Below are 22,167 nucleotides of genomic sequence, written 5' to 3'. Positions count from 1 at the left end.
CCCGCTACAGGAGCGACTTGAGCTTCAGCAGATCGCGGAAGCCGGCCTCCAGCCGCACCCGGCCGGACGCCCAGGCCTTCGCGAAGTTCAGCTCGCCGGCGACCATGGCGACCAGATCGTCCCCGGTCATCGCGAGCCGGATCTCGGCCTTCTCCCGGGGTGGGCCGTCGTACGTGTCCAGCACCCGGATCCGGCCGTTCTCCAGCCGCCCGGTGAACGTCACGTCGAGATCCCTGATGTGGCAGCTCAGCGAGCGGTCGAGGCCGGCGGCGCCGCGTACGTCGCCGTCGGCCCCGGCCAGATTGTCGGAAAGTGTGTCGAGTGCGCTGCGGCACTCCGCCATGGTCGCCATCGTCACCGACGGTACACCGGCCCTTCGGGGTAGCGTTCCCGCATGAGCGACTGGATGCCGGGGCCGGACACGGCGCAGCACGACGGGACGGACGAAACGGACGCGGCACCGCCCGCGCCCTCCTTCGACCCCGTCCCGCCCGCACCCCTCGGAGTGACACGCACCCCCACGGGGCACGCCGGGGTCGACGCGCGGCTGGAGCGGCTGGCCGACGCCGACCACCTCGCGGCCGACGGCCACACCGAGGTGTACGAGGATGTACACCGTGGGCTGCGTGACGAACTGACCGCGCTGGACGCACGGCCCGCACCCGCACCGACGCCCGCGCACGACAACAGGAGCTGAACCGAACGTGGCAGGAGTGGCACGCCGCCGCCTCGACGCCGAGCTGGTACGCCGTAAGCTCGCCCGCTCTCGCGAGCACGCGAGCCAGCTGATCGCTGCGGGGCGGGTGACCGTCGGCGGGAACACCGCGACCAAGCCGGCCACCCAGGTCGAGACCAGCGCCGCCGTCGTCGTCGTCAAGGACGACGACGACCCCGAGTACGTCTCGCGCGGCGGGCACAAACTCGCGGGCGCCCTCGCCGCCTTCGCGCCCCTGGGCCTGAAGGTCGAGGGGCGGCGGGCACTGGACGCCGGGGCGTCGACCGGTGGCTTCACCGATGTGCTGCTGCGGGCCGGCGCCCGCCAGGTCGTGGCGGTCGACGTCGGCTACGGGCAGCTCGCCTGGTCGCTGCAGTCCGATGAACGCGTCACCGTCAAGGACCGTACCAACGTACGGGAGTTGACGGTGGAGCAGATCGACGGAGAGCCGGTGGACCTGGTGGTGGGAGACCTGTCGTTCATCCCGCTCGGCCTGGTGCTGCCGGCACTCGCCCGCTGCGCCGCCCCCGACGCCGACCTGGTGCTGATGGTCAAGCCGCAGTTCGAGGTGGGCAAGGAGCGCCTCGGCAGCGGCGGAGTGGTCCGCAGCCCCGAGCTGCGTGCCGAAGCCGTACGGGAAGTGGCGCGCCGGGCCGGTCTGCTCGGCCTCGGTGTCCAGGGCGTCACCGCGAGCCCGCTGCCCGGCCCGTCGGGAAATGTCGAGTACTTTCTGTGGCTGCGGGCCGGCGCACCTGAGCTGGATCCCGCGGATGTCGACCGCGCAGTGGCGGAGGGGCCCCGTTGACAACGCATGCGGCACAACCAGGGAACGCGGAACGCACCGTCTTCCTGCTGGCGCACACCGGCCGCCCGGCCGCGATCCGCAGCGCCGAACTCGTCGTCCAGGGCCTGCTGCGGAACGGCCTCGGCGTCCGGGCGCTGGCCGCGGAGGCGCAGGACCTGCCGCTGCCCTCGTCCGTGGTCACCGTGCCGGACGCGACGACCGCGGCCGTGGACGGCTGCGAACTGCTGATCGTGCTCGGCGGCGACGGGACGCTGCTGCGCGGGGCGGAGATCTCCCGCGCCTCCGGCGTACCGATGCTCGGGGTCAACCTCGGGCGGGTCGGGTTCCTCGCCGAGGCCGAGCGTGACGATCTGGACAAGGTCGTCGACCGGGTCGTCACCCGGGCGTACCAGGTCGAGGAGCGGATGACGCTCGACGTCATCGTCCACAGCAACGGCGACATCGTGCACACCGACTGGGCGCTCAACGAGGCCGCCGTCCAGAAGGTCTCGCCCGAGCGGATGCTGGAGGTCGTCCTGGAGATCGACGGCCGGCCGGTGACCGGCTTCGGATGCGACGGGATCGTCTGCGCCACCCCGACCGGCTCGACCGCGTACGCCTTCTCGGCGGGCGGCCCCGTGGTCTGGCCGGAGGTCGAGGCCCTGCTGATGGTCCCGATCAGCGCCCACGCGCTGTTCGCGAAGCCGCTGGTGACCTCGCCCGACTCGGTGCTGGCCGTGGAGGTCCAGCCGCACACCCCGCACGGGGTGCTCTGGTGCGACGGGCGCAGGACCGTCGAGCTGCCCGCCGGGGCCCGGGTGGAGGTGCGGCGCGGCGCCGTGCCCGTACGGCTCGCGCGGCTGCACCAGGCGTCGTTCACCGACCGGCTGGTGGCCAAGTTCGCCCTGCCCGTGCAGGGCTGGCGGGGCGCCCCGCACTGATCCGCGGGGCCGCTGCTCACACCCTCCTGAGTGAATCCGCCACCGGGGCCCGTCGCACACCGGGCCCCGGACCTCGTAAGGTCATGTCCGTGTTGGAGGAGATGCGGATACGGTCGCTCGGAGTCATCGACGACGCGGTGGTGGAGCTGTCACCCGGTTTCACCGCGGTGACGGGCGAGACCGGCGCGGGCAAGACCATGGTCGTCACCAGCCTCGGGCTGCTGCTCGGCGGGCGCGCCGACCCCGCCCTGGTGCGGGTCGGGGCCAAGGCCGCGGTCGTCGAGGGGCGGATCACGGTGTCCCCCGGTGACGCGGCGGCGCTGCGCGCCGAGGAGGCCGGGGGAGAGATCGAGGACGGCGCGCTGATCGTCAGCCGTACCGTCTCGGCGGAAGGACGTTCCCGGGCCCATCTCGGGGGCAGATCCGTGCCCGTGGGGGTGCTCGCCGAGCTCGCCGACGACCTCGTCGCCGTGCACGGCCAGACCGACCAGCAGGGGCTGCTCAAGCCCGCACGGCAGCGCCAGGCGCTCGACCGGTACGCGGGCTCCGGCGTCGAGCGCCCGCACACGGCGTACGCGGCGGCCTACCGGCGGCTGCGCGCGGTCGTCACCGAGCTCGACGAGCTGACCACCCGGGCCAGGGAGCGCGCCCAGGAGGCGGATCTGCTGCGCTTCGGCCTCGAAGAGGTCGCCGCCGTGGAGCCGCTGCCCGGGGAGGACACCGAACTCGCCGCGGAGGCCGAGCGGCTGGGGCACGCGGAGGCGCTCGCCTCGGCTGCCGCCCTCGCCCACACGGCGCTCGCGGGGAATCCGGAGGACCCGGAAGGCGTGGACGCCACCACGGTGGTGGCGGCCGCCGGGCAGTCCCTGGACGCCGTACGGGCCCACGACCCCGCGCTGGCCGCGCTCGCCGACCGGATCGGGGAGATCTCGATCCTGCTCTCCGACGTGGCCGGGGAGCTCGCCGGATACGCCGACCAGCTGGACGCCGACCCGCTGCGGCTCGCCGCGGTGGAGGAGCGGCGTGCCGCGCTCACCGCCCTCACCCGCAAGTACGGCGAGGACATCACCGCCGTGCTCGCCTGGGCCGAGGACGGCGCCTCCCGGCTGACCGAGCTGGAGGGCGACGACGACCGCATCGGAGAGCTGACGGCCGAGCGCGACGCGCTCCGCGGTGAGCTCTCCGCCCTCGGGCAGCAGCTGACCGACGCGCGCACGGAGGCGGCGGACCGCTTCGCGGCGGCCGTCACGGAGGAGCTGGCCTCCCTCGCGATGCCGCACGCCCGGGTCTCCTTCGCCATCCGGCAGACCGAGGCGCCGGACGAGGAGTCCGGCATCGACATCGGCGGCCGGAGCGTCCTCTACGGCCCCTCCGGCGCCGACGAGGTGGAACTCCTGCTGGCACCGCACCCCGGCGCCCAGCCCCGGCCGATCGCCAAGGGCGCCTCCGGCGGTGAGCTGTCCCGGGTGATGCTCGCCGTCGAGGTGGTCTTCGCGGGCTCGGACCCCGTGCCGACGTACCTCTTCGACGAGGTCGACGCGGGCGTCGGCGGCAAGGCGGCCGTCGAGGTCGGCCGGCGGCTGGCGAAGCTCGCCCGGTCCGCGCAGGTCGTCGTGGTCACCCACCTCCCGCAGGTGGCGGCCTTCGCCGACCGGCAGCTGCTGGTCGAGAAGACCGTGGACGGATCGGTGACCAGGAGCGGTGTCACCGTCCTCGAAGGCGAGGACCGGGTGCGGGAGCTCTCCCGGATGCTCGCCGGGCAGGAGGACTCCGAGACCGCCCGGGCGCACGCCGAGGAACTGCTGGCGACCGCGCGGACGGACGGGTAGCAGCCCCCACCGGCGTCAGCTTCATGTCGCCCGCCTCACTCGAACGGGTGGGGCGGGCCGTCCCGTCGCCGACGCGACGAGGGGAACAACGTTTCGTCAGTCCCGGAACGCACGTACGGACTGGCATCCTTGGCGCTGTACTCACCACCGACTCGGGATCCAGGGATCCCCGGGAGCCAATCAACGTGTCACAGCTGCGTACGGTCCAAGTCCTGGGCGGCGGTGCCGGAAGCAGCGCTCATGTCAGCTCGCTCGCCGCGGGACTGGTCGCCAGAGGCGTCCAGGTCACCGTCTGCGCCCCGGCCGGCTCCTGCCGCGAGCACGGCCTGCCCGCGACGGGCGCCCGCTTCGTCGCGGTGCCCCGCCGCAGCGACCCCGCGGCCGTCGCCGCCCTCCGTACCGCCTGCACCGGCGCGGACATCGTCCACGCCCACGGGCTGCACGCCGCCGTACGCGCCGGGATCGCGCTCAGCGGCCGGGGCATCCCGCTGGTCGTGACCTGGCACACCCGCACCCATGCCGACGGCGCCCGCGGCCGGCTGCTGCGGCTGCTGGAGCGCAGGGCCGCCCGCGCGGCCGCCATCGTGCTCGGCACCTCGTGGGAGCTGGTCGACCGGGCGCGCCGCCGGGGCGCCCGGGACGCCCGGCTCGCACCGGCCGCGGTCCCCGCGAGCCGTTTCCCCGACGCCCCCGACGACGGCAAGGCACGCGCCGAACTGGGCGCGGTCGGAAGGCCGTTGCTGGTGTCGGTGGCGCAGCACGGCCACGAGACCCTGCTGGACGCGGCGCGCGGATGGCGGGCACTGGACCCCGTGCCGCTGCTGGCCGTCGCGGGGGAGGGGCCCCGGGCCGGCGCCCTGCGGCGCCGGATCGCCGCGGAGGGACTGCCCGTCGTCCTCGCGGGCGGCCCGGAGGACATCGGCGGGCTCCTCGCCGCCGCCGACATCGCCGTACTCTCCGGACGCGGCGAGGCCGGGCCGCTGCTCGCCCAGGAAGCCCTGCGGCTCGGCATCCCGCTGGTCGCCGCCCGCGCCGACGGCCTGCCCGAACTGGTCGGCGACGCGGCCGAGCTCGTTCCGTACGGGGACGCCGAGGCGCTGTCCGGAGCCGTCGTACGGCTGCTCGGTGACCCCGCACGGCGCGAGCAGCTCGCCGGCTCCGGGCGCGAACGGGCCGCGGGCTGGCCGACCGAGGACGACACGATCGCCCATGTGCTCTCCGTCTACGACGAGTTGGCCCAGCCCCTGACGGCCGCCCGCGGCTGATCCCTCAGCGGGTGTGGCGGCGGGCCCGCAGCGCGAGGCTCAGGGCCAGCACCGACCGCGGGTCGTCCAGATCGGTGCCGAGCAGCTCGCCGATGCGGGCCAGCCGGTTGTAGAGGGTCTGCCGGTTCAGATGCAGTTCCCGTGCGGCCTCCGCCTTGCGGCCCGCGTGGGCGAGGTACGCCTCCAGCGTGGGCAGCAGCGCGGGACGCGACGTCCTGTCGTGCTCGCGCAGCGGCCCGATCGCCCGGTCCACGAAGGACGCCAGATCCGGATGGTCCCGCAGCCGCCACAGCAGCAGATCGATGTCCAGGCCGCGCGCGTCGTACCAGGGACGCTCCCCGAGCCCCTGCGCGGCCGTCGCCGCGTCCGCCGCGTGCCGCAGCCCCGCACCCGCCGCCGCCCAGTCACCGGCGGCCCCGACCACCACGACGAGTGGCGCACGGTCCCCGGCCCGCTCCAGCCCGGCCCGCCCGGCGCCGGTCCGCAGCGCGGCCGCCACCCGGTCCGCGAGCGCCGTGCGCGTGGTCCCCGGACGCAGCGCCAGCAGCAGCGGGACCCTTCCCTCCACCGGGCGTACCCCCACCAGCACCGGGGCGCCCACCGCCGCGAGTTCCTCCGCCACGGCGCGCGCCAGCAGCGCCCAGCTGCCCGACGGGGCCGACTCGGGCGCGAGCCGCATCACCACCGGCAGCAGCGGATCCCCGCCCGGCCTGAAGCCCAGGACACCGGCCTGCGCGGGGGCGTCCTCGGGGGCGACCCGGCCCTCCGCGAGATCCGTGAGGAAGTCACCGCGCCCCCGCGCCGCCACCTCGTCCTCCTGGCGGGCCTGCATCAGCACGACCGCCAGGATCCCCGCCGCCCGCTCCGCCGCCATCCGGTGCACCGTCAGCAGCGGGCCCGACACCGCCAGCAGCACCAGCCGGGCCCGTACGGAACCGGCCCCGAGGCCGCCGCCCGGCACCTCCACCAGGACCGCGCCGGCCGGTGGCTCCTCACGGGCCGCACGGGCCCCGCGCAGCCCCTCCCAGACCTGGAGCGGATCGGCGCCCACCGGCCCCGTCCCGGTCCCCGCGGCGAACAGCAGCCGGCCGTCCGGAGTCTCCAGGAACACCGGGTTCGCGGCGAAGTCCGCCAGGATCCCCAGGACCTGCGGCACCCCGCCACCGCCGAGCACGGCCTCCGTGCAGCGCCGGTGGACCTCCTCCGCCCGCTGGAGCAGGGCGTAGTGGCCGTTGACGATCTCGGTGTGGATCTCCTCGGTCACCGCCACGAACGGCACCTCACGGTGCAGCTGGACGAGCGGCAGCCCCGCCGTCCTGGCCGCCTCCACGATCGCCGCGGGAAGCCGGTCGAAGCGCGGGCCGAGCTCCACGACCAGGGCGGCGATGCCACGGTCGGCCAGCTTGCGGACGAAGGCGCGCTGGTCGGCGGGGCGCGAACCCAGGCCGAGCCCCGTCGTGAGCAGCAGCTCCCCGCCCTTGAGGAGGGCCGGGATGTTCGGCGCCTCACCGGCGTGCACCCAGCGCACCGCACGGTCCAGCCGGTCCGCGCAGGTCAGTACCTCCGGGACCCCTCCGCGCAGCCCCGGCAGCTCCAGCGCCCGCCGCACGGTGATCCCGCCCTCTGTCTCCACCCGCTCAGGCCTGCTTCCGTGTCCGCGCGTCCGCGCTCGTGCCGTGTCTGCGAGGGACGCGGAGCGCCCCCGTCAGGAAGTTACCGGCACCCGCCCGGGCACGTCACACCACGGCCACGGCCGGCTTGACGTTGTGGTTCAGATGGAACACGTTGTCCGGGTCGTATTCCGCCTTGACGCGGGACAGCCGTTCGTAGGCGTCCTCGCCGAAGCCGGAGACCACCCGCTCCTGGCCCTCCCGGCCGATGAAGTTGAGATACACCGCGCCGCTCGCCCACGGCATGACCGCGGCGCGCACCCGGCGCACCCACTCCCTGACCCGGTCGTCGTCCGCCTCGTCCTCCCAGACGCCGAACGGATGCACGGCCCAGGGGGAGGAGCGCCAGGGCAGCGGGTAGTCGGCGGAGCCCCGGGCCACCGCCCCGCCCATCGGGAACAGCACGTGCTGGGTGGCCGAGGGGACGGGCATCGTGGCGGCGCCGGCGCAGTAGGCGGACACGGCCTCGTCGGGCAGGCCGTCCAGATACTCCGCCGACCAGTAGTTCCGCATGCCGGGCGGGTCGTCGAGCATGCACTGGAGGTCCGCGTACGGAATCTCCGTGATCACGTCCGCCTCGCGCTCCAGCGCCAGCAGGGGCGCCGCGAGGTCGCGCAGCTCCGCCACCGGGCCGGCGTACGTCATCAGGACCCCGCACACGAGCCGGCCCACCAGGGCCTCGGGCACCCACTCCTCGGGCGGCCCGGTGATGTAGATGCAGGCACCGCCCGCCGCGTCCGGGGCGGACTCCAGCACGTCCCGGTACGTACGGACCGCTTCCGGGCCGTTCTCCGGGCGGAACAGGAGCAGCGCGATGCTCATCACCGGCAGATCGTGCAGCCGAAGGGTCAGGGAGGTCACCACACCGAAGTTGCCGCCGCCGCCGTGCAGGGCCCAGAACAGCTCCGGGTTCTCGTCCGCGCTCGCGCGCACGGTCCGCCCGTCGGCCGTCACCACGTCGGCGGCCAGCAGATTGTCACAGGCCAGGCCGAAGGCCCGCTCCAGCCATCCGGAGCCGCCGCCCAGCGTGAAGCCGCCGACACCGGTGGTGGAGACCCGGCCGCCCGTGGTCGCCAGGGCGTACGGCTGGGTGGCCCGGTCCAGATCACTCATGACGGCTCCGCCGCCGACCCGGGCCGACCGGGCGTCCGGGTCGACCTCCACGGTGCTCATGCGGCTCAGGTCGATCACCAGGCCGCCCTCGCTCAGCGCCATGCCCGCCACGCTGTGCCCGCCGCCGCGTACGGCGACCTCCAGGTCCTGTTCGCGTGCGAGCCGCAGCGCCCGGGCCACATCGGCCGCGGAGGCGCACCGGGCGATCACCGCGGGTCTGCGGTCGATCATGCTGTTGAAGACGGTGCGGGCCTCGTCGTAACCCGGGTCGCCCGGGACGTACGTCTCACCGGTGAACTCGGCGCGGAAGGCCGCTGGAACGGCCTCCGCCGCAGGGGTGCGGGTCGTCATGACGACCCCCTTCGCAGGGCGTGACAGTTCCCTTCCATGGTAGGTCCGGCCACCGGCATCGGCCGTCCCACAGGGACCTGTCACGCCCGGGGATCAGCCGACGTACGCCCCGCTGGCCGTCAGCCGCAGCGCCGTGTCGATCAGCGGGACATGGCTGAACGCCTGCGGGAAGTTGCCCACCTGGCGCTGGAGCCGGGAGTCCCACTCCTCGGCCAGCAGGCCCAGGTCGTTGCGGAGGGACAGCAGCTTCTCGAAGAGCCTGCGGGCCTCGTCGACCCGGCCGATCATCGCCAGGTCGTCCGCCAGCCAGAACGAGCAGGCCAGGAACGCGCCCTCGTCGCCCTCCAGACCGTCGACGCCCGCGTCGTCGCCCTCGGTGGGGTAGCGCAGGACGAAGCCGTCCTCCGTGGACAGCTCCCGCTGGATCGCCTCGATCGTGCCGATGACGCGCTTGTCATCGGGCGGGAGGAAGCCCATCTGCGGGATCAGCAGCAGGGAGGCGTCCAGCTCCTTGGAGCCGTAGGACTGGGTGAAGGTGTTGCGCTCCGGGTCGTAGCCCCGCTCGCAGACGTCACGGTGGATGTCGTCACGCAGTTCGCGCCACCGCTCCAGCGGGCCCTCCGCGTCCCCCGACTCGACCAGCTTGATCGTGCGGTCCACCGCGACCCACGCCATCACCTTGGAGTGCACGAAGTGCCGGCGCGGCCCGCGCACCTCCCAGATGCCCTCGTCCGGCTCCTCCCAGTGCTTCTCCAGGTACTCGATCAGCTTGAGCTGGAGGCCCATCGCGTAGTCGTTGCGGGTCAGCCCCGTCATGTGCGCCAGGTGCAGCGCCTCGGTGACCTCGCCGTACACATCGAGCTGGAGCTGGTTCGCGGCGCCGTTGCCGACCCGGACCGGGCCGGAGTTCTCGTACCCCGGCAGCCAGTCCAGCTCCGCCTCGCCGAGCTCACGCTCGCCCGCGATGCCGTACATGATCTGGAGGTTCTCCGGGTCGCCAGCGACCGCCCGCAGCAGCCACTCGCGCCAGGCGCGGGCCTCCTCGCGGTACCCGGTGCGCAGCAGGGAGGAGAGCGTGATCGCCGCGTCCCGCAGCCAGGTGTAGCGGTAGTCCCAGTTCCGTGAGCCGCCGATGTCCTCCGGCAGGGAGGTGGTCGGCGCCGCCACGATGCCGCCCGTCGGCGCGTAGGTGAGCGCCTTGAGCGTGATCAGCGAACGGACGACGGCCTCCCGGTAGGGACCGTGGTACGTGCACTGCTCGACCCACTCGCGCCAGAAGTTCTCCGTGGCGTCCAGGGAGGCCTCGGGCTCCGGCGTGGCGGGCGGCTCGTGGTGGGAGGGCTGCCAGCTGATGGTGAAGGCGATCCGGTCACCCGGGGCCACGGTGAAGTCGGAGTACGTCGTCAGGTTCTGGCCGTACGTGTCCGCGTCCGTGTCCAGCCACACCGAGTCCGGGCCCGCGACGGCGACCGTACGGCCGTCGACCTTGTGGACCCAGGGGGTGACCCGCCCGTAACTGAAACGCATGCGCAGCTCGGAGCGCATCGGCACGCGGCCGCTCACGCCCTCCACGATGCGGATCAGCTGGGGGGCGCCGTCACGCGGTGGCATGAAATCGGTCACGCGGACGGTGCCGCGGGCGGTGTCCCACTCCGATTCGAGGATGAGGGAATCGCCGCGGTAGCGCCGCCGGTCCGCCGCCGGGGGTTCCGCCCCCTCGGGACGGGCGGGTCCCAGCCGCCAGAAACCGTTCTCCTCCGTGCCGAGAAGTCCGGCGAAAATCGCGTGGGAGTCGAAGCGGGGAAGGCACAGCCAGTCCGCTGTGCCGTCCCGGCAGACCAGGGCTGCGGTCTGCATGTCTCCGATGAGTGCGTAATCCTCGATGCGCCCGGCCACGTGCGTCTCCAGTCGAACGGCCATGTCGCCCCGCAGGGCGCTTACTGCTGGTCAAGGGGTCGTTGTAATAGAACCGACGAGCTCTTGCACGGGTGAGCGGGCTGGGGTGGAGCCGCTGGGCCGGCCAACTCGGCAGCGAGTGTCCGAGCAGGATACGACGCACCTGGGGGTTCCGCGCGACTGTCCACCAGTTGTCCGCCGCTTGTCACCGGCGAATGGGTGGGACCTGAAACGGACGTGGTGATCTTGTGCCGGTACGGGAGGAAGCATGGCCGGAAGCGACCCCTCTTCGTCGCTGTTACCCTGGTAGCCCGTGGACCGGTGGTCGTCCCGACAGTGGACGAGGCCCCCGAACCGCAGCGACGGCGCCTGAAGAAAATCTTCCTGGGCACGCCGGTACGCACCTCACGATCGCGACCACGGGAGCCCCCTTTGGCTATGCAGCCCACATCCACGACGACCAAGCACATCTTCGTCACCGGGGGTGTCGCCTCCTCCCTCGGCAAGGGTCTGACTGCCTCCAGCCTGGGTGCCCTGCTCAAGGCACGGGGCCTGCGGGTCACCATGCAGAAGCTCGACCCCTATCTCAACGTCGACCCCGGCACGATGAATCCCTTCCAGCACGGTGAGGTGTTCGTCACCAACGACGGCGCCGAGACCGACCTGGACATCGGCCACTACGAGCGCTTCCTCGACGTCGACCTCGACGGCTCGGCCAACGTCACGACCGGCCAGGTCTACAACACCGTCATCGCCAAGGAGCGGCGCGGCGAGTACCTCGGCGACACCGTCCAGGTCATCCCGCACATCACCAACGAGATCAAGCACCGCATCCGCCGCATGGCGACCGACGACGTCGACGTCGTCATCACCGAGGTCGGCGGCACGGTCGGCGACATCGAGTCGCTGCCCTTCCTGGAGACGGTGCGCCAGGTCCGCCACGAGGTCGGCCGCGACAACGTCTTCGTCGTGCACATCTCGCTGCTGCCCTACATCGGCCCGTCCGGCGAGCTGAAGACCAAGCCCACCCAGCACTCCGTCGCCGCCCTGCGCAACATCGGTATCCAGCCGGACGCCATCGTGCTGCGCGCCGACCGCGACGTACCGACCGCCATCAAGCGCAAGATCTCGCTGATGTGCGACGTCGACGAGGCCGCCGTGGTCGCCTGCAAGGACGCCCGGTCGATCTACGACATCCCCAAGGTGCTGCACACCGAGGGCCTGGACGCCTACGTCGTCCGCAAGCTCGACCTGCCGTTCCGCGACGTCGACTGGACCACCTGGGACGACCTGCTGGACCGCGTCCACAACCCCGACCACGAGGTCACCGTCGCCCTGGTCGGCAAGTACATCGACCTGCCCGACGCCTACCTCTCGGTCACCGAGGCCATCCGGGCCGGCGGCTTCGCGAACAAGGCCCGCGTCAAGGTCAAGTGGGTCGCCTCCGACGACTGCAAGACCCCGGCCGGCGCGCAGAAGCAGCTCGGTGACGTCGACGCCGTCTGCATCCCCGGCGGCTTCGGAGAGCGCGGTGTGGTCGGCAAGGTCGGCGCCATCCAGTACGCCCGCGAGAACAAGGTGCCGCTGCTCGGCCTCTGCCTCGGCCTCCAGTGCATCGTGATCGAGGCCGCGCGGAACCTCGCCGGGATCCCCGACGCCAACTCCACCGAGTTCGACGCCGCCACCTCGCACCCCGTCATCTCGACGATGGAGGAGCAGCTCGCGTACGTCGAGGGCGCCGGCGACCTGGGCGGCACCATGCGGCTCGGCCTGTACCCGGCCAAGCTCGCCGAGGGCTCCCTGGTCCGCGAGGCCTACGCCGACGAGCCGTACGTCGAGGAGCGCCACCGCCACCGCTACGAGGTGAACAACGGCTACCGCGCGGAGCTGGAGAAGAAGGCCGGACTGGTCTTCTCCGGCACCTCCCCGGACAACAAGCTCGTCGAGTACGTCGAGTACCCGCGTGAGGCCCACCCCTACCTGGTGGCCACCCAGGCGCACCCGGAGCTGCGTTCCCGCCCGACCCGCCCCCACCCGCTCTTCGCCGGCCTGGTGAAGGCCGCCGTGGAGCGCAAGGTCGCGGCGCAGGGGACCGGCGCCGACGCGTAAGGCGATACGGTTGACCGGGGTACGGATCCTTGACGGGATGCGTGCCCCGGTTTCTGTTTGTTCGTGGAAGGACGTACATGGGTTTCCAGGACACGCCCGAGGAGTGGCAGGTCACCGCGACGGTGACCCCCTTCACCGGTAACAAGACCAGCGTCCGCACCGACGACGTCGTGATGCCCGACGGGAGCGTCCACAGCCGCGACTACCAGGTCCACCCCGGTTCGGTGGCCGTGCTCGCCCTCGACGCGGACGGCCGCGTTCTCGTCCTGCGGCAGTACCGCCACCCGGTGCGCCACAAGCTGTGGGAGATCCCGGCGGGGCTCCTCGACATCCCCGGCGAGAACCCCCTGCACGCCGCGCAGCGCGAGCTCTACGAGGAGGCGCACGTCAAGGCCGAGGACTGGCGGGTGCTGACCGACGTCTACACCACGCCCGGCGGCTGCGACGAAGCCGTGCGCATCTTCCTCGCCCGGGACCTCTCCGAGGCCGAGGGCGAGCGCTTCGAGGTCTCCGAGGAGGAGGCCGACATGGAGCAGGCACGGGTGCCCCTCGACGAGCTCGTACGGGGCGTGCTCGCCGGCGATCTGCACAACAACTGCCTGGTCGTGGGCACCCTGGCGCTCACCGCCGTGCTCGCGGGCGACGGCGTGGACGCGCTGCGCCCGGCCGACGCGCCCTGGCCGGCCCGTCCGTTCGAGGCCTGAGGCCGCCGTCCGGTCCGTTGGAGGCCTGAGGCCGCCGTCCGGTCCGTCCCCGACGAGGGCGGACCGGACGGGCCGGTCCCGCTCCGACCAGGCCGGCGGGCCGGGTCGGCCGGGGGCCGATCGTACGAAATTCTGATCCGATCGAGGGACCTGTCCGCCGCGCTCGACCGTGATCGTCCGCACCACTGAACTACGCTCGAAAGGCCCCGACCGGACTTCCGGCGGGCAACCGCGTGCAGCGAAGTGGAGCGTGGCCCGTGACCGATCAGGCGGTGGACACCAGCGGCCCGGCCGGAGTGGCGGGGACGGCGGGAGCCAAGGAACCGCCGGATCTCACTCCACGTCAGTTCTTCGGCCGCGAACGCGAGTTGAAGGCCCTGCAGGAAGACATCGAGCGCGCCGGGCTGGACACCCTGGCGGGCCGCAAAGCGGCTCGCGCCCGGGTCCTCCTGATCGCCGGCCGGCCCGGATCCGGACGCACCGCACTCGCCGCCGAACTCGCCCGCAGGCTCGTGGAACCGGGCGACTACCCCGACGGCGTGTTCCGCGTCCCGCTCACCGAACCCGGCGGCGAACGCGTCCCCGCGGAGCGCACCGCACGCGCGCTCCTGGGCCTGCTCTCCGTCACCACCCCGCCGGGGGCGGACGAGGACGAGCTGTCCGAGATGGTCCGCGAGGCGTTCGCCGTACGCCGCGCCCTGATCCTCCTCGACGACGCGGTGGACGCCGAGCAGGTCGATCCGCTGCTGCCGGACAACCCCGACTGCCTGGTCGTCGCCACCTCGACCGGCCCGCTCACCGGCATCCCCGACGTCCGCCCGTGCACCATCGGCGGTCTGGACGCGGGCTCGGCCGTGCAGCTCCTCGCCCGCACCATCGGACAGGTCCGCATCACCGTCGACCCGCGGACCGCCGAGACGCTCACGGAGGAGTGCGGGGGGCAGCCCGCCGCCCTGACCCTGGTCGCCGGGTGGCTCGCCGCCCGCCCCGGCGCCTCGGTCGCCGATGTCGCCAAGCAGTTGCGCGACCAGGAGGACAGTCCCGAACTCACCGCCGCCGCGCGGCCGTTGGCCCGGGCCTTCCGGCTGGTGCACGACTCGCTGCCGCCGGCCGCCGGCCGGATACTGCGCCTGCTCGCGCTCGCCCCCGCCGGACTGGCCGACGCCCACACCGCCTCCGCCCTCGCCGGGTGCTCCGTGTCGGCCGCCCAGACGACGCTGGACGACTTCGTCCGGTTCGGGCTGCTCAGGAGCAACGGCGCGGAGCAGCCCCAGTACGAGGTGCCCGGCTGCCTGGCGCCGCTGGTCCGCGCGGTGCTGGAGGAGCGGGAGCGGCCCGCCGAGATCCAGCTCGCCCGGGCCAGGATGCTGGAGCGGACGGTGCGCCGGCTCCAGGCCTGCCGCGCGGTCACCGAACCCGAGGACTCCCCGGCCCGCCGCCGACTCGCGGGCCTGCCGCGTTCGCTGCGCTTCCCGGGGCCGGAGGCCGCCGCCGAGTGGCTGCGGATGCGCGAGCCCGCGCTGCTGGCCTCCGCCCGCGCGGCCGTCGGCGACGGCGACCTGGACACCCTCGCCCGGAGGCTGGTGGCCGCGCTCGTCCGCGCCCTCGCCGTGCACCGCGGCACCGAGAACGCCGCTCCCGTGCTCTACGGGCTGCACGGCCTGGTCCTCGACGTGGCCGAGCGCCGGAACCTGCACCGGGAGAAGGCCGCGGCCCTGCTCAACCTCGCCGACCTGGACGCCAGGACCGGCCGTACGCGGGAGGCGCTGGCCCGCTACCGGGCGGCGCTGGACGCCGGACGCGCCGCGAACGACCTCTACGCCACCGGCCGGGCGATGGAATCCGCAGGCGGCGCCTACGCGGAGCTCGGCGACTTCAACCGGGCCTCCGACTGGTACGGCCGGGCGCTCGCCCAGCGGCTCACCCAGGGGGAGCGGGCCGGCGCGGCCCGGCTGTACGGCCGGCTCGGCGCGGTCCACACGTACGCCGGACGCTACGGCGAGGCGCTGCGCGACTGGCGGGCTGCGGCGGCCGGCCACCGCAGGCTCGGGGACCTCCCGGCCCAGGCGCGGGCGCTCAGCGAGGCCGCGCGGGTGCAGGAGTACGCGGGCAGGCCGCAGGAGTCGCTGCACACCTGCCGGGAAGCGGTCGACCTGGCGCGCAGGGCGGGCGACGTGCGTCTTCAGGCCGCGCTGGAGCTCAGGCTCGCGGACACCCTGGACCGGCTCGGGGACCCGGCGGCGGCGCGTCTGCACCGGGCGACGGCCGACAGACTGCTGGGCGAGGAGGGCTCGGCCTACGAAATCCGCAGTGGTTCGATCAAAACTTAATGCTTTGTAAGGCTGGACAGCGAGAAGTCCTTCATTAATGATGGCTCTGCCGCGCAACCCTGCGGTGTCTCCCTCTATGCTTGGTTCATGCGGGTACGCCCCGTAATGTCCGAGCGTCTCTCCGAGCCAAGGACCGTGATCGACGTGAAGGTCGGCATCCCCCGCGAAGTCAAGAACAACGAGTTCCGGGTGGCGATCACCCCTGCCGGAGTGCATGAGCTCGTCCGTCACGGCCACCAGGTCCTCGTCGAGCAGCACGCCGGTGAGGGTTCCTCCATCCCGGACGCGGAGTACCTCGCCGCGGGCGCGCGGATCCTGCCCACCGCCGACGAGGTCTGGGCCGCCGCGGACCTGCTGCTCAAGGTGAAGGAGCCGGTCGCCGAGGAGTACCACCGCCTCCGCAAGGGCCAGACGCTCTTCACGTACCTGCACCTCGCCGCCTCCCGCGCGTGCACCGACGCCCTGCTCGAGTCCGGCACCACCGCCATCGCGTACGAGACCGTCGAGACCGCGACCCGCGCGCTGCCGCTGCTGGCCCCGATGTCCGAGGTCGCCGGCCGTCTCGCCCCGCAGGTCGGCGCGTACCACCTGATGCGCTCGGTCGGCGGGCGCGGTGTGCTCCCCGGCGGCGTCCCCGGTACGGGGTCGGCGCGGGCCGTCGTCATCGGCGGCGGGGTCTCCGGCTGGAACGCCACGCAGATCGCCGTCGGGCTCGGCTTCCACGTGACGCTGCTCGACAAGGACATCAACAAGCTGCGCGAGGCCGACAAGGTCTTCGGCACCAAGGTGCGGACGGTCGTCTCCAACGCCCTCGAACTGGAGAAGGCCGTCGTCGAGGCCGACCTCGTCGTGGGCGCCGTGCTGATCCCCGGTGCGAAGGCGCCGAAGCTGGTCACCAACGAGCTCGTCGCCAAGATGAAGCCCGGAAGTGTTCTTGTCGACATTGCGATCGACCAGGGAGGCTGCTTCGAGGACTCGCATCCGACGACGCACGCCGATCCGACCTTCATGGTCCACAACTCGGTCTTCTACTGCGTCGCGAACATGCCGGGCGCCGTGCCGAACACCTCCACCTACGCCCTGACGAACGCCACGCTGCCCTACATCCTGGAGCTCGCGAACCGGGGCTGGGCCGACGCCCTGCGCCGTGACGCCGCGCTTGCCAAGGGTCTCAATACCCATGACGGCCAGGTGGTTTACCGCGAGGTGGCCGAGGCGCACGGTCTCGACCACGTCGAACTGAGCACGCTTCTGGGCTGAGCGGTCAACCCGCTCCGTCAACCTCACGCGTCCGGCCGGACCTTGCCCAGCAAGGTCCGGCCGGACGCGTGAGAGGCCCCGGCCCAACTCGCCGGAGACGTAACCCTCTACCCTTTTTGCACCCCGGCGAAAGGTGCGCCCCGGGCGCTCCGTGCTCTTGACAGAGGGGTGTTCGATTGCCGACACATCGGGCCGGGTCCGGCGGATTGTGTTGCTGCGAACCGGTGACACGCCATAGAGTCGCCAATCGTCGGCATGGTGCCACGCTGACCTATCGATAAGTTTCCTGGTCACATCCAAGGAGGTAAGACGACTTGTGAATGAGTCGACAATTACTCCCGGGGGTGGTCAACCAGGGATGCCTGCACGGGGTCTGAGCCCGATCGGGCTCGAAGCTGTCGGCTCCGTCGCTGTCCGCACCTTCGCCACCCACCAGCACATGACGACAGCCCCCCAGATGATGGACGGCCTACACGTGAACGCCATGGCCGGCAACGAAAGTGGCCGAGAGACCTCCCACTTCGCCGACTTCGCCGAGGTGCCCGAGGGGCACTTCTACGACCCCGATGCCGAATACGAGCCCGATCCGGAGTACGCGGCCACCCTCGCGCCCGACGCCGCACGCCAGCGCCGCGAGCGGATCGGCCCGACCGGCCGGCCGCTGCCGTACTTCCCGATCCCCGGGCCCCTGACCGATCACGGCCCCGCGAAGATCATCGCGATGTGCAACCAGAAGGGCGGCGTCGGCAAGACCACGTCGACCATCAACCTGGGTGCCGCGCTCGCCGAGTACGGCCGGCGTGTCCTGCTCGTCGACTTCGACCCGCAGGGAGCCCTGTCCGTCGGCCTCGGGGTCAACCCGATGGAGCTCGACCTCACCGTCTACAACCTGCTCATGGAGCGGGGCATGGCGGCCGACGAGGTCCTGCTGAAGACGGCCGTGCCCAACATGGACCTGCTCCCGAGCAACATCGACCTCTCGGCCGCCGAGGTGCAGCTGGTGAGCGAGGTGGCCCGGGAGTCGACGCTGCAGCGCGCCCTCAAGCCGCTGATGGCCGACTACGACTACATCGTGATCGACTGCCAGCCCTCGCTCGGCCTGCTCACCGTCAACGCCCTGACGGCGGCTCACAAGGTGATAGTCCCGCTCGAGTGCGAGTTCTTCGCGCTGCGTGGTGTGGCCCTGCTCACCGAGACCATCGAGAAGGTCCAGGAGAGGCTCAACCCCGAGCTCGAACTGGACGGCATCCTCGCCACCATGTACGACTCCCGCACGGTGCACAGTCGTGAGGTGCTCGCGCGCGTCGTCGAGGCCTTCGACGACCACGTGTACCACACCGTCATCGGCCGCACGGTGCGCTTCCCGGAGACCACGGTCGCCGGTGAGCCCATCACCACGTACGCGTCGAACTCCGTCGGTGCCGCCGCCTACCGCCAGCTCGCCAGGGAGGTGCTCGCCCGGTGTCACGCCGAGTGAGTCTGCCGGGGGCCGACGAGCTGTTCCGTACCACCGGGGGCATGGGCCTCCAGGCATCGTCCCCCGCCGAGCGGCGACGCAAGGCGAACGGCGAGGCGCGGGTCCCCGCGCCCGCCGGAGGCAGTGATCCGGCACCGTCGGACACCGGCCAGGGCGGTGCCCAGGGAAGCGGCGACACGTCCGCCGGGGCGTCCCGGGAGGAGCACTCCGCGGCGGACGCCGACGGCGGCGGCTCGCGCAGCCGCGCCGACGGGGACGACCGGGGGAGCGCGGGCGCCCAGCCCCGGGCCCGTACGGCGCCGCCCCAGGAGGGGACCGCCACCGTCCAGCCGCAGCGCGGACGGGGCGGCGGGCGGGGAGCGAACCGCAGGCCCAGCGGCCGGGAACGCCACGACGAGAAGATCACCGTCTACGTGTCGGCCGAGGAACTGATGGACCTCGAACACGCGCGTCTCGTGCTGCGCGGTGAACACGGGCTGGCCGTCGACCGCGGGCGCATCGTCCGGGAAGCCGTCGCCGTGGTGCTGGCCGACCTGGAGTCGCGCGGCGACGCGAGCATCCTCGTACGGAGGCTGCGGGGCCGCTGACCGGTGCGGCGCCGGTAGCCTGCCGGGGGAGGGCCGCCGTACGGACGGCCCCGCCCCGGGGCCCACCGCCCGCCTCCCGCCGCACTCCCTGGATCCCAGCACATGCCGACTGCCGACGACCCGCCCCGCCCGACCCGCCGCGCCCTCGGCCGGGGGCCGGGGATACGGCCCGCGGAGGTCCCCGAGGCTCCTTACGAGGGCCCGGCTGCGGCACCTGAGGCTCCTGTGGCGGCCACGGAGGCCCCCACGGCCCGTGCGACGCCCGCGGAGGCCGCTCCGGCTCCCGTGACGGCCGGGGAGCCCCCTGCGGCTCCTGCGAAGGCTCCTGTCGTCCCCACGGAGACCCCCGCGGCTCCCGCGGCCCCCGCGAAGGCGTCTGGGGCGTCCATTGAGGCCCCGGCGGCCCCGGACGGTGACGACCGGCGGTTTACCGTGCGGCTGGTCAACTTCGAGGGCCCCTTCGACCTCCTCCTCCAGCTGATCTCCAAGCACAAGCTCGATGTGACCGAGGTCGCGCTGTCGAAGGTCACCGACGAGTTCATGGCGCACATCCGGGCCATGGGAGCGGACTGGGACCTCGACCAGACCACCGAGTTCCTCGTCGTCGCGGCGACCCTCCTCGACCTGAAGGCCGCCCGGCTGCTCCCCACCGCCGAGGTGGAGGACGAGGCGGACCTGGCCCTGCTGGAGGCACGCGACCTGCTCTTCGCGCGGCTGCTCCAGTACCGCGCGTACAAGAGGATCGCGGAGATCTTCAGCGACCGGCTGGAGTCCGAGTCCCGCCGCCACCCCCGCACCGTGGGGCTGGAGCCCCAGCACGCCGAGCTGCTGCCCGAGGTCGTGATCAGCATCGGGCCCGAGGGGTTCGCGCGGCTCGCGGTGAAGGCGATGCAGCCGAAGGCCAAGCCGCAGGTGTACGTCGACCACATCCACGCCCCGCTGGTCAGCGTCCGCGAACAGGCGGAGATCGTGGTGGCGCGGCTGCGGGCCGAGGGCGAGATCAGCTTCCGGGAGCTCACCGAGGACGCGGAGGACACCCTCACGGTCGTCGCCCGCTTCCTGGCCCTCCTGGAGCTCTACCGGGAGAAGGCGGTCGCGCTCGACCAGGAGGAGGCGCTCGGCGACCTCCTGGTGCGCTGGGCCGGCGGCGAGGGGACCGAACCGGTGGTCACGGACGAGTTCGACCAAGAGGCGCGCGAGCCGGAGGAGGACGTACAGGCATGAGCACAGACGACGAGGTGCGCGACGCCACGGTTGCCGGGCTCGACCTCAAGCCCGCACTGGAGGCGGTCCTCATGGTCGTCGACGAGCCCGCCACCGAGGAACACCTGGCCAAGGTCCTCCAGCGGCCCCGCCGGGCCGTCGCGGACGCCCTGCGGGAGCTGGCCGACGAGTACACCGTCCAGCGCCGTGGATTCGAGCTGAGGCTCGTCGCCGGCGGCTGGCGCTTCTACACCCGCCCGGAGTACGCGGAGGCCGTCGAGGGCTTCGTCCTGGACGGCCAGCACGCCCGGCTCACCCAGGCCGCGCTGGAGACGCTCGCGGTGGTCGCGTACCGTCAGCCGGTCAGCCGTTCGAGGGTCTCGGCGGTACGCGGAGTGAACTGCGACGGTGTCATGCGGACCCTCCTCCAGAGGGGTCTCGTGGAGGAGGCGGGCGCGGAACCCGAAACAGGTGCGATCCTGTACAGGACGACGAACTACTTTCTGGAGCGCATGGGCCTGCGAGGCCTGGACGAGCTCCCGGAGCTCGCGCCCTTCCTCCCGGAGGCGGACGCGATCGAGGCTGAGACGCTAGAGGGTGTGCCGTCGTTCGATCCGGACGCACCGGACACCCCGGAAACTCACGCAGACGACAAGACGGAATTTTGATGCGAAGCAGTGGCAGCAACAACGGCAGCGGCAACAGGAGCGGCGGCGGCTCCAGGAGCGGCGGCGGCAGGAGCGGTGCCGGAAGGAACACCAGCGGCAGCGGCAGGAACAGCAACCCGAACCCCCGGGTCTCCGGCTCCGGACGCGACGACAAGCAGGAGCAGCGCCCCCGCCGCCCCCGCCCCGAGGAGCGCCGCTACGACGTGGGCTCCGACAAGCCCGGCGGCGACGGCGGCCCCCGCAAGGGCCGTGGCGCGGCAGCACGCGGCGGTGCCAAGGGCGGCCCGAAGCCCGCACAGAACGTGAGCAAGGGCGGCCGGCGCCAGGGTGCGCCCGCCCGTCCCCGTGAGCTCGACGCCAAGATCGAGCAGCGCAACCGCGACCGGTACGCGGAGAAGCCCGAGATCCGCACGCCGAAGACGCACCCCGGCGCCGAGCAGGAGGGCGAGCGTCTGCAGAAGATCCTCGCCAGGGCCGGCATGGGCTCGCGCCGTGCGTGCGAGGAGCTGATCGAGCAGGCGCGTGTCGAGGTCAACGGCGAGATCGTCCTGGAGCAGGGCAAGCGCGTCGACCCGCAGAAGGACGAGATCAAGGTCGACGGCCTGACCGTCGCGACCCAGTCGTACCTCTTCTTCGCGCTGAACAAGCCCGCCGGCGTCGTCTCCACCATGGGCGACCCGGACGGCCGCCAGAACCTCGGGGACTACGTGAACAACCGCGAGACGCGGCTGTTCCACGTCGGCCGGCTCGACACCGAGACCGAGGGCATCATCCTGCTCACCAACCACGGCGAGCTGGCCCACCGTCTGACGCACCCCAGGTACGGCGTGAAGAAGACCTACCTGGCCGCCATCCAGGGGCCGCTCCCGCGCGACCTCGGCAAGCGCCTCAAGGACGGCATCCAGCTGGAGGACGGCTACGCCCGCGCCGACCACTTCCGGGTCGTCGAGAACACCGGCAAGAACTACCTGGTCGAGGTCACCCTCCACGAGGGCCGCAAGCACATCGTCCGCCGGATGCTGGCCGAGGCCGGCTACCCGGTCGAGCGCCTCGTACGGACGTCCTTCGGGCCGATCCCGCTGGGCGACCAGAAGTCGGGCTGGCTGCGCCGCCTGACCAACACCGAGGTCGGCATGCTCATGCGCGAGGTCGGCCTGTAGCCACCTCCCGCCCCCGAACGGCCCGCGGCCGGTCCCTCGTTCACTTTTTCGAACAGGACCGGCCGCGGGCTTTCGCGTCCGCCGATTCTTCTTTATAGTCAGAGT

18 protein-coding genes are annotated in these 22,167 nt (G+C 72.6%); 14 read left to right on the top strand and 4 right to left on the bottom strand.

The window, feature by feature from the left end; translation table 11 throughout:
• Window positions 1-4: 4 nt before the first annotated feature.
• Complete coding sequence (locus tag JKV81_RS20280) at window positions 5-352, bottom strand: alkyl sulfatase C-terminal domain-containing protein (RefSeq protein ID WP_129261795.1); 348 nt, start codon at window positions 350-352, stop codon at window positions 5-7.
• 42 nt (window positions 353-394) lie between these two features.
• On the opposite strand from JKV81_RS20280, the gene JKV81_RS20275 reads away from it, so the two are divergent.
• The 5 genes from JKV81_RS20275 to JKV81_RS20255 all read left to right on the top strand — a co-directional run bounded on the left by JKV81_RS20275 (window position 395) and on the right by JKV81_RS20255 (window position 5,534).
• Window positions 395-697 (top strand): hypothetical protein, encoded by a 303-nt coding sequence (locus JKV81_RS20275; RefSeq protein WP_129261793.1) that lies wholly within the window; start codon window positions 395-397, stop codon window positions 695-697.
• A 7-nt stretch (window positions 698-704) separates the two neighbouring features.
• Window positions 705-1,520 carry a TlyA family RNA methyltransferase gene (locus JKV81_RS20270; RefSeq protein WP_124279484.1) on the top strand — a complete coding sequence of 272 codons (816 nt, stop codon included), beginning with the start codon at window positions 705-707 and terminating at the stop codon, window positions 1,518-1,520.
• Complete coding sequence (locus JKV81_RS20265; protein WP_129261791.1) at window positions 1,517-2,440, top strand: NAD kinase; 924 nt, start codon at window positions 1,517-1,519, stop codon at window positions 2,438-2,440. The genes JKV81_RS20270 and JKV81_RS20265 overlap by 4 nt, the downstream gene beginning before the upstream one ends.
• 83 nt (window positions 2,441-2,523) lie before the next feature.
• Window positions 2,524-4,269 (top strand): DNA repair protein RecN, encoded by a 1,746-nt coding sequence (recN, locus tag JKV81_RS20260; protein ID WP_202077054.1) that lies wholly within the window; start codon window positions 2,524-2,526, stop codon window positions 4,267-4,269.
• A 185-nt stretch (window positions 4,270-4,454) separates the two neighbouring features.
• Complete coding sequence (locus tag JKV81_RS20255; RefSeq protein WP_202077053.1) at window positions 4,455-5,534, top strand: glycosyltransferase family 4 protein; 1,080 nt, start codon at window positions 4,455-4,457, stop codon at window positions 5,532-5,534.
• Between the two features lie 4 nt (window positions 5,535-5,538).
• Here JKV81_RS20255 and JKV81_RS20250 read toward each other — a convergent pair whose 3' ends face one another.
• The 3 genes from JKV81_RS20250 to JKV81_RS20240 form a co-directional block, all read right to left on the bottom strand.
• Window positions 5,539-7,167, bottom strand: a complete 1,629-nt coding sequence (locus JKV81_RS20250; protein ID WP_202077051.1) for a PucR family transcriptional regulator — start codon at window positions 7,165-7,167, stop codon at window positions 5,539-5,541.
• A gap of 103 nt (window positions 7,168-7,270) precedes the next feature.
• Window positions 7,271-8,668, bottom strand: coding sequence for an FAD-binding oxidoreductase (locus tag JKV81_RS20245; RefSeq protein WP_129261783.1), 1,398 nt, complete (start codon window positions 8,666-8,668; stop codon window positions 7,271-7,273).
• Between the two features lie 93 nt (window positions 8,669-8,761).
• A complete protein-coding gene (locus JKV81_RS20240) occupies window positions 8,762-10,564 on the bottom strand; it encodes a glycoside hydrolase family 15 protein (protein ID WP_124279823.1) in 1,803 nt (600 codons plus the stop codon).
• 438 nt (window positions 10,565-11,002) lie between these two features.
• On the opposite strand from JKV81_RS20240, the gene pyrG reads away from it, so the two are divergent.
• From pyrG to JKV81_RS20195, 9 genes are all read left to right on the top strand, one after another.
• Window positions 11,003-12,673, top strand: coding sequence for a CTP synthase (pyrG, locus tag JKV81_RS20235; RefSeq protein WP_099177880.1), 1,671 nt, complete (start codon window positions 11,003-11,005; stop codon window positions 12,671-12,673).
• Window positions 12,674-12,750: 77 nt separating this feature from the next.
• The gene (locus tag JKV81_RS20230; protein ID WP_129261781.1) at window positions 12,751-13,377 is read left to right on the top strand and encodes an NUDIX domain-containing protein; all 627 of its coding nucleotides are present in this window, start codon (window positions 12,751-12,753) and stop codon (window positions 13,375-13,377) included.
• Window positions 13,378-13,634: 257 nt separating this feature from the next.
• Window positions 13,635-15,707 (top strand): tetratricopeptide repeat protein, encoded by a 2,073-nt coding sequence (locus JKV81_RS20225; RefSeq protein WP_129261779.1) that lies wholly within the window; start codon window positions 13,635-13,637, stop codon window positions 15,705-15,707.
• A gap of 144 nt (window positions 15,708-15,851) precedes the next feature.
• The gene (gene ald, locus JKV81_RS20220; protein WP_129266892.1) at window positions 15,852-16,967 is read left to right on the top strand and encodes an alanine dehydrogenase; all 1,116 of its coding nucleotides are present in this window, start codon (window positions 15,852-15,854) and stop codon (window positions 16,965-16,967) included.
• 358 nt (window positions 16,968-17,325) lie between these two features.
• Window positions 17,326-18,444 carry a ParA family protein gene (locus JKV81_RS20215; protein ID WP_033305452.1) on the top strand — a complete coding sequence of 373 codons (1,119 nt, stop codon included), beginning with the start codon at window positions 17,326-17,328 and terminating at the stop codon, window positions 18,442-18,444.
• Complete coding sequence (locus JKV81_RS20210; protein ID WP_124279825.1) at window positions 18,441-19,031, top strand: hypothetical protein; 591 nt, start codon at window positions 18,441-18,443, stop codon at window positions 19,029-19,031. Before JKV81_RS20215 ends, JKV81_RS20210 begins: the two co-directional genes overlap by 4 nt.
• A gap of 102 nt (window positions 19,032-19,133) precedes the next feature.
• Window positions 19,134-20,255 (top strand): segregation and condensation protein A, encoded by a 1,122-nt coding sequence (locus JKV81_RS20205; RefSeq protein ID WP_202077049.1) that lies wholly within the window; start codon window positions 19,134-19,136, stop codon window positions 20,253-20,255.
• Window positions 20,252-20,902: an SMC-Scp complex subunit ScpB gene (gene scpB, locus JKV81_RS20200; protein WP_124279494.1), complete on the top strand. Its 651-nt coding sequence runs from the start codon at window positions 20,252-20,254 to the stop codon at window positions 20,900-20,902. The genes JKV81_RS20205 and scpB overlap by 4 nt, the downstream gene beginning before the upstream one ends.
• Window positions 20,902-22,062 (top strand): pseudouridine synthase, encoded by a 1,161-nt coding sequence (locus tag JKV81_RS20195; RefSeq protein ID WP_099177886.1) that lies wholly within the window; start codon window positions 20,902-20,904, stop codon window positions 22,060-22,062. The genes scpB and JKV81_RS20195 overlap by 1 nt, the downstream gene beginning before the upstream one ends.
• The last annotated feature ends 105 nt before the right edge of the window (window positions 22,063-22,167 follow it).

The sequence above is a fragment of the Streptomyces silvae genome, from assembly GCF_016745505.1.
Lineage (GTDB): Bacteria > Actinomycetota > Actinomycetes > Streptomycetales > Streptomycetaceae > Streptomyces > Streptomyces silvae.
The sequence above is the reverse complement of the archived record's forward strand: the minus strand, read 5'-3'. Positions and strand labels throughout refer to the sequence as shown.

Bases quoted from the DNA above. Each gene is read 5' to 3' on its own strand.
- JKV81_RS20245 (WP_129261783.1), bottom strand. From the start codon at position 8,668: ATGACGACCCGCACCCCTGCGGCGGAGGCCGTTCCAGCGGCCTTCCGC.
- recN (WP_202077054.1), top strand. From the start codon at position 2,524: ATGTCCGTGTTGGAGGAGATGCGGATACGGTCGCTCGGAGTCATCGAC.
- JKV81_RS20215 (WP_033305452.1), top strand. From the start codon at position 17,326: ATGCCTGCACGGGGTCTGAGCCCGATCGGGCTCGAAGCTGTCGGCTCC.
- JKV81_RS20275 (WP_129261793.1), top strand. From the start codon at position 395: ATGAGCGACTGGATGCCGGGGCCGGACACGGCGCAGCACGACGGGACG.
- JKV81_RS20280 (WP_129261795.1), bottom strand. From the start codon at position 352: ATGGCGACCATGGCGGAGTGCCGCAGCGCACTCGACACACTTTCCGAC.
- JKV81_RS20230 (WP_129261781.1), top strand. From the start codon at position 12,751: ATGGGTTTCCAGGACACGCCCGAGGAGTGGCAGGTCACCGCGACGGTG.
- JKV81_RS20205 (WP_202077049.1), top strand. From the start codon at position 19,134: ATGCCGACTGCCGACGACCCGCCCCGCCCGACCCGCCGCGCCCTCGGC.
- pyrG (WP_099177880.1), top strand. From the start codon at position 11,003: ATGCAGCCCACATCCACGACGACCAAGCACATCTTCGTCACCGGGGGT.
- JKV81_RS20195 (WP_099177886.1), top strand. From the start codon at position 20,902: ATGCGAAGCAGTGGCAGCAACAACGGCAGCGGCAACAGGAGCGGCGGC.
- scpB (WP_124279494.1), top strand. From the start codon at position 20,252: ATGAGCACAGACGACGAGGTGCGCGACGCCACGGTTGCCGGGCTCGAC.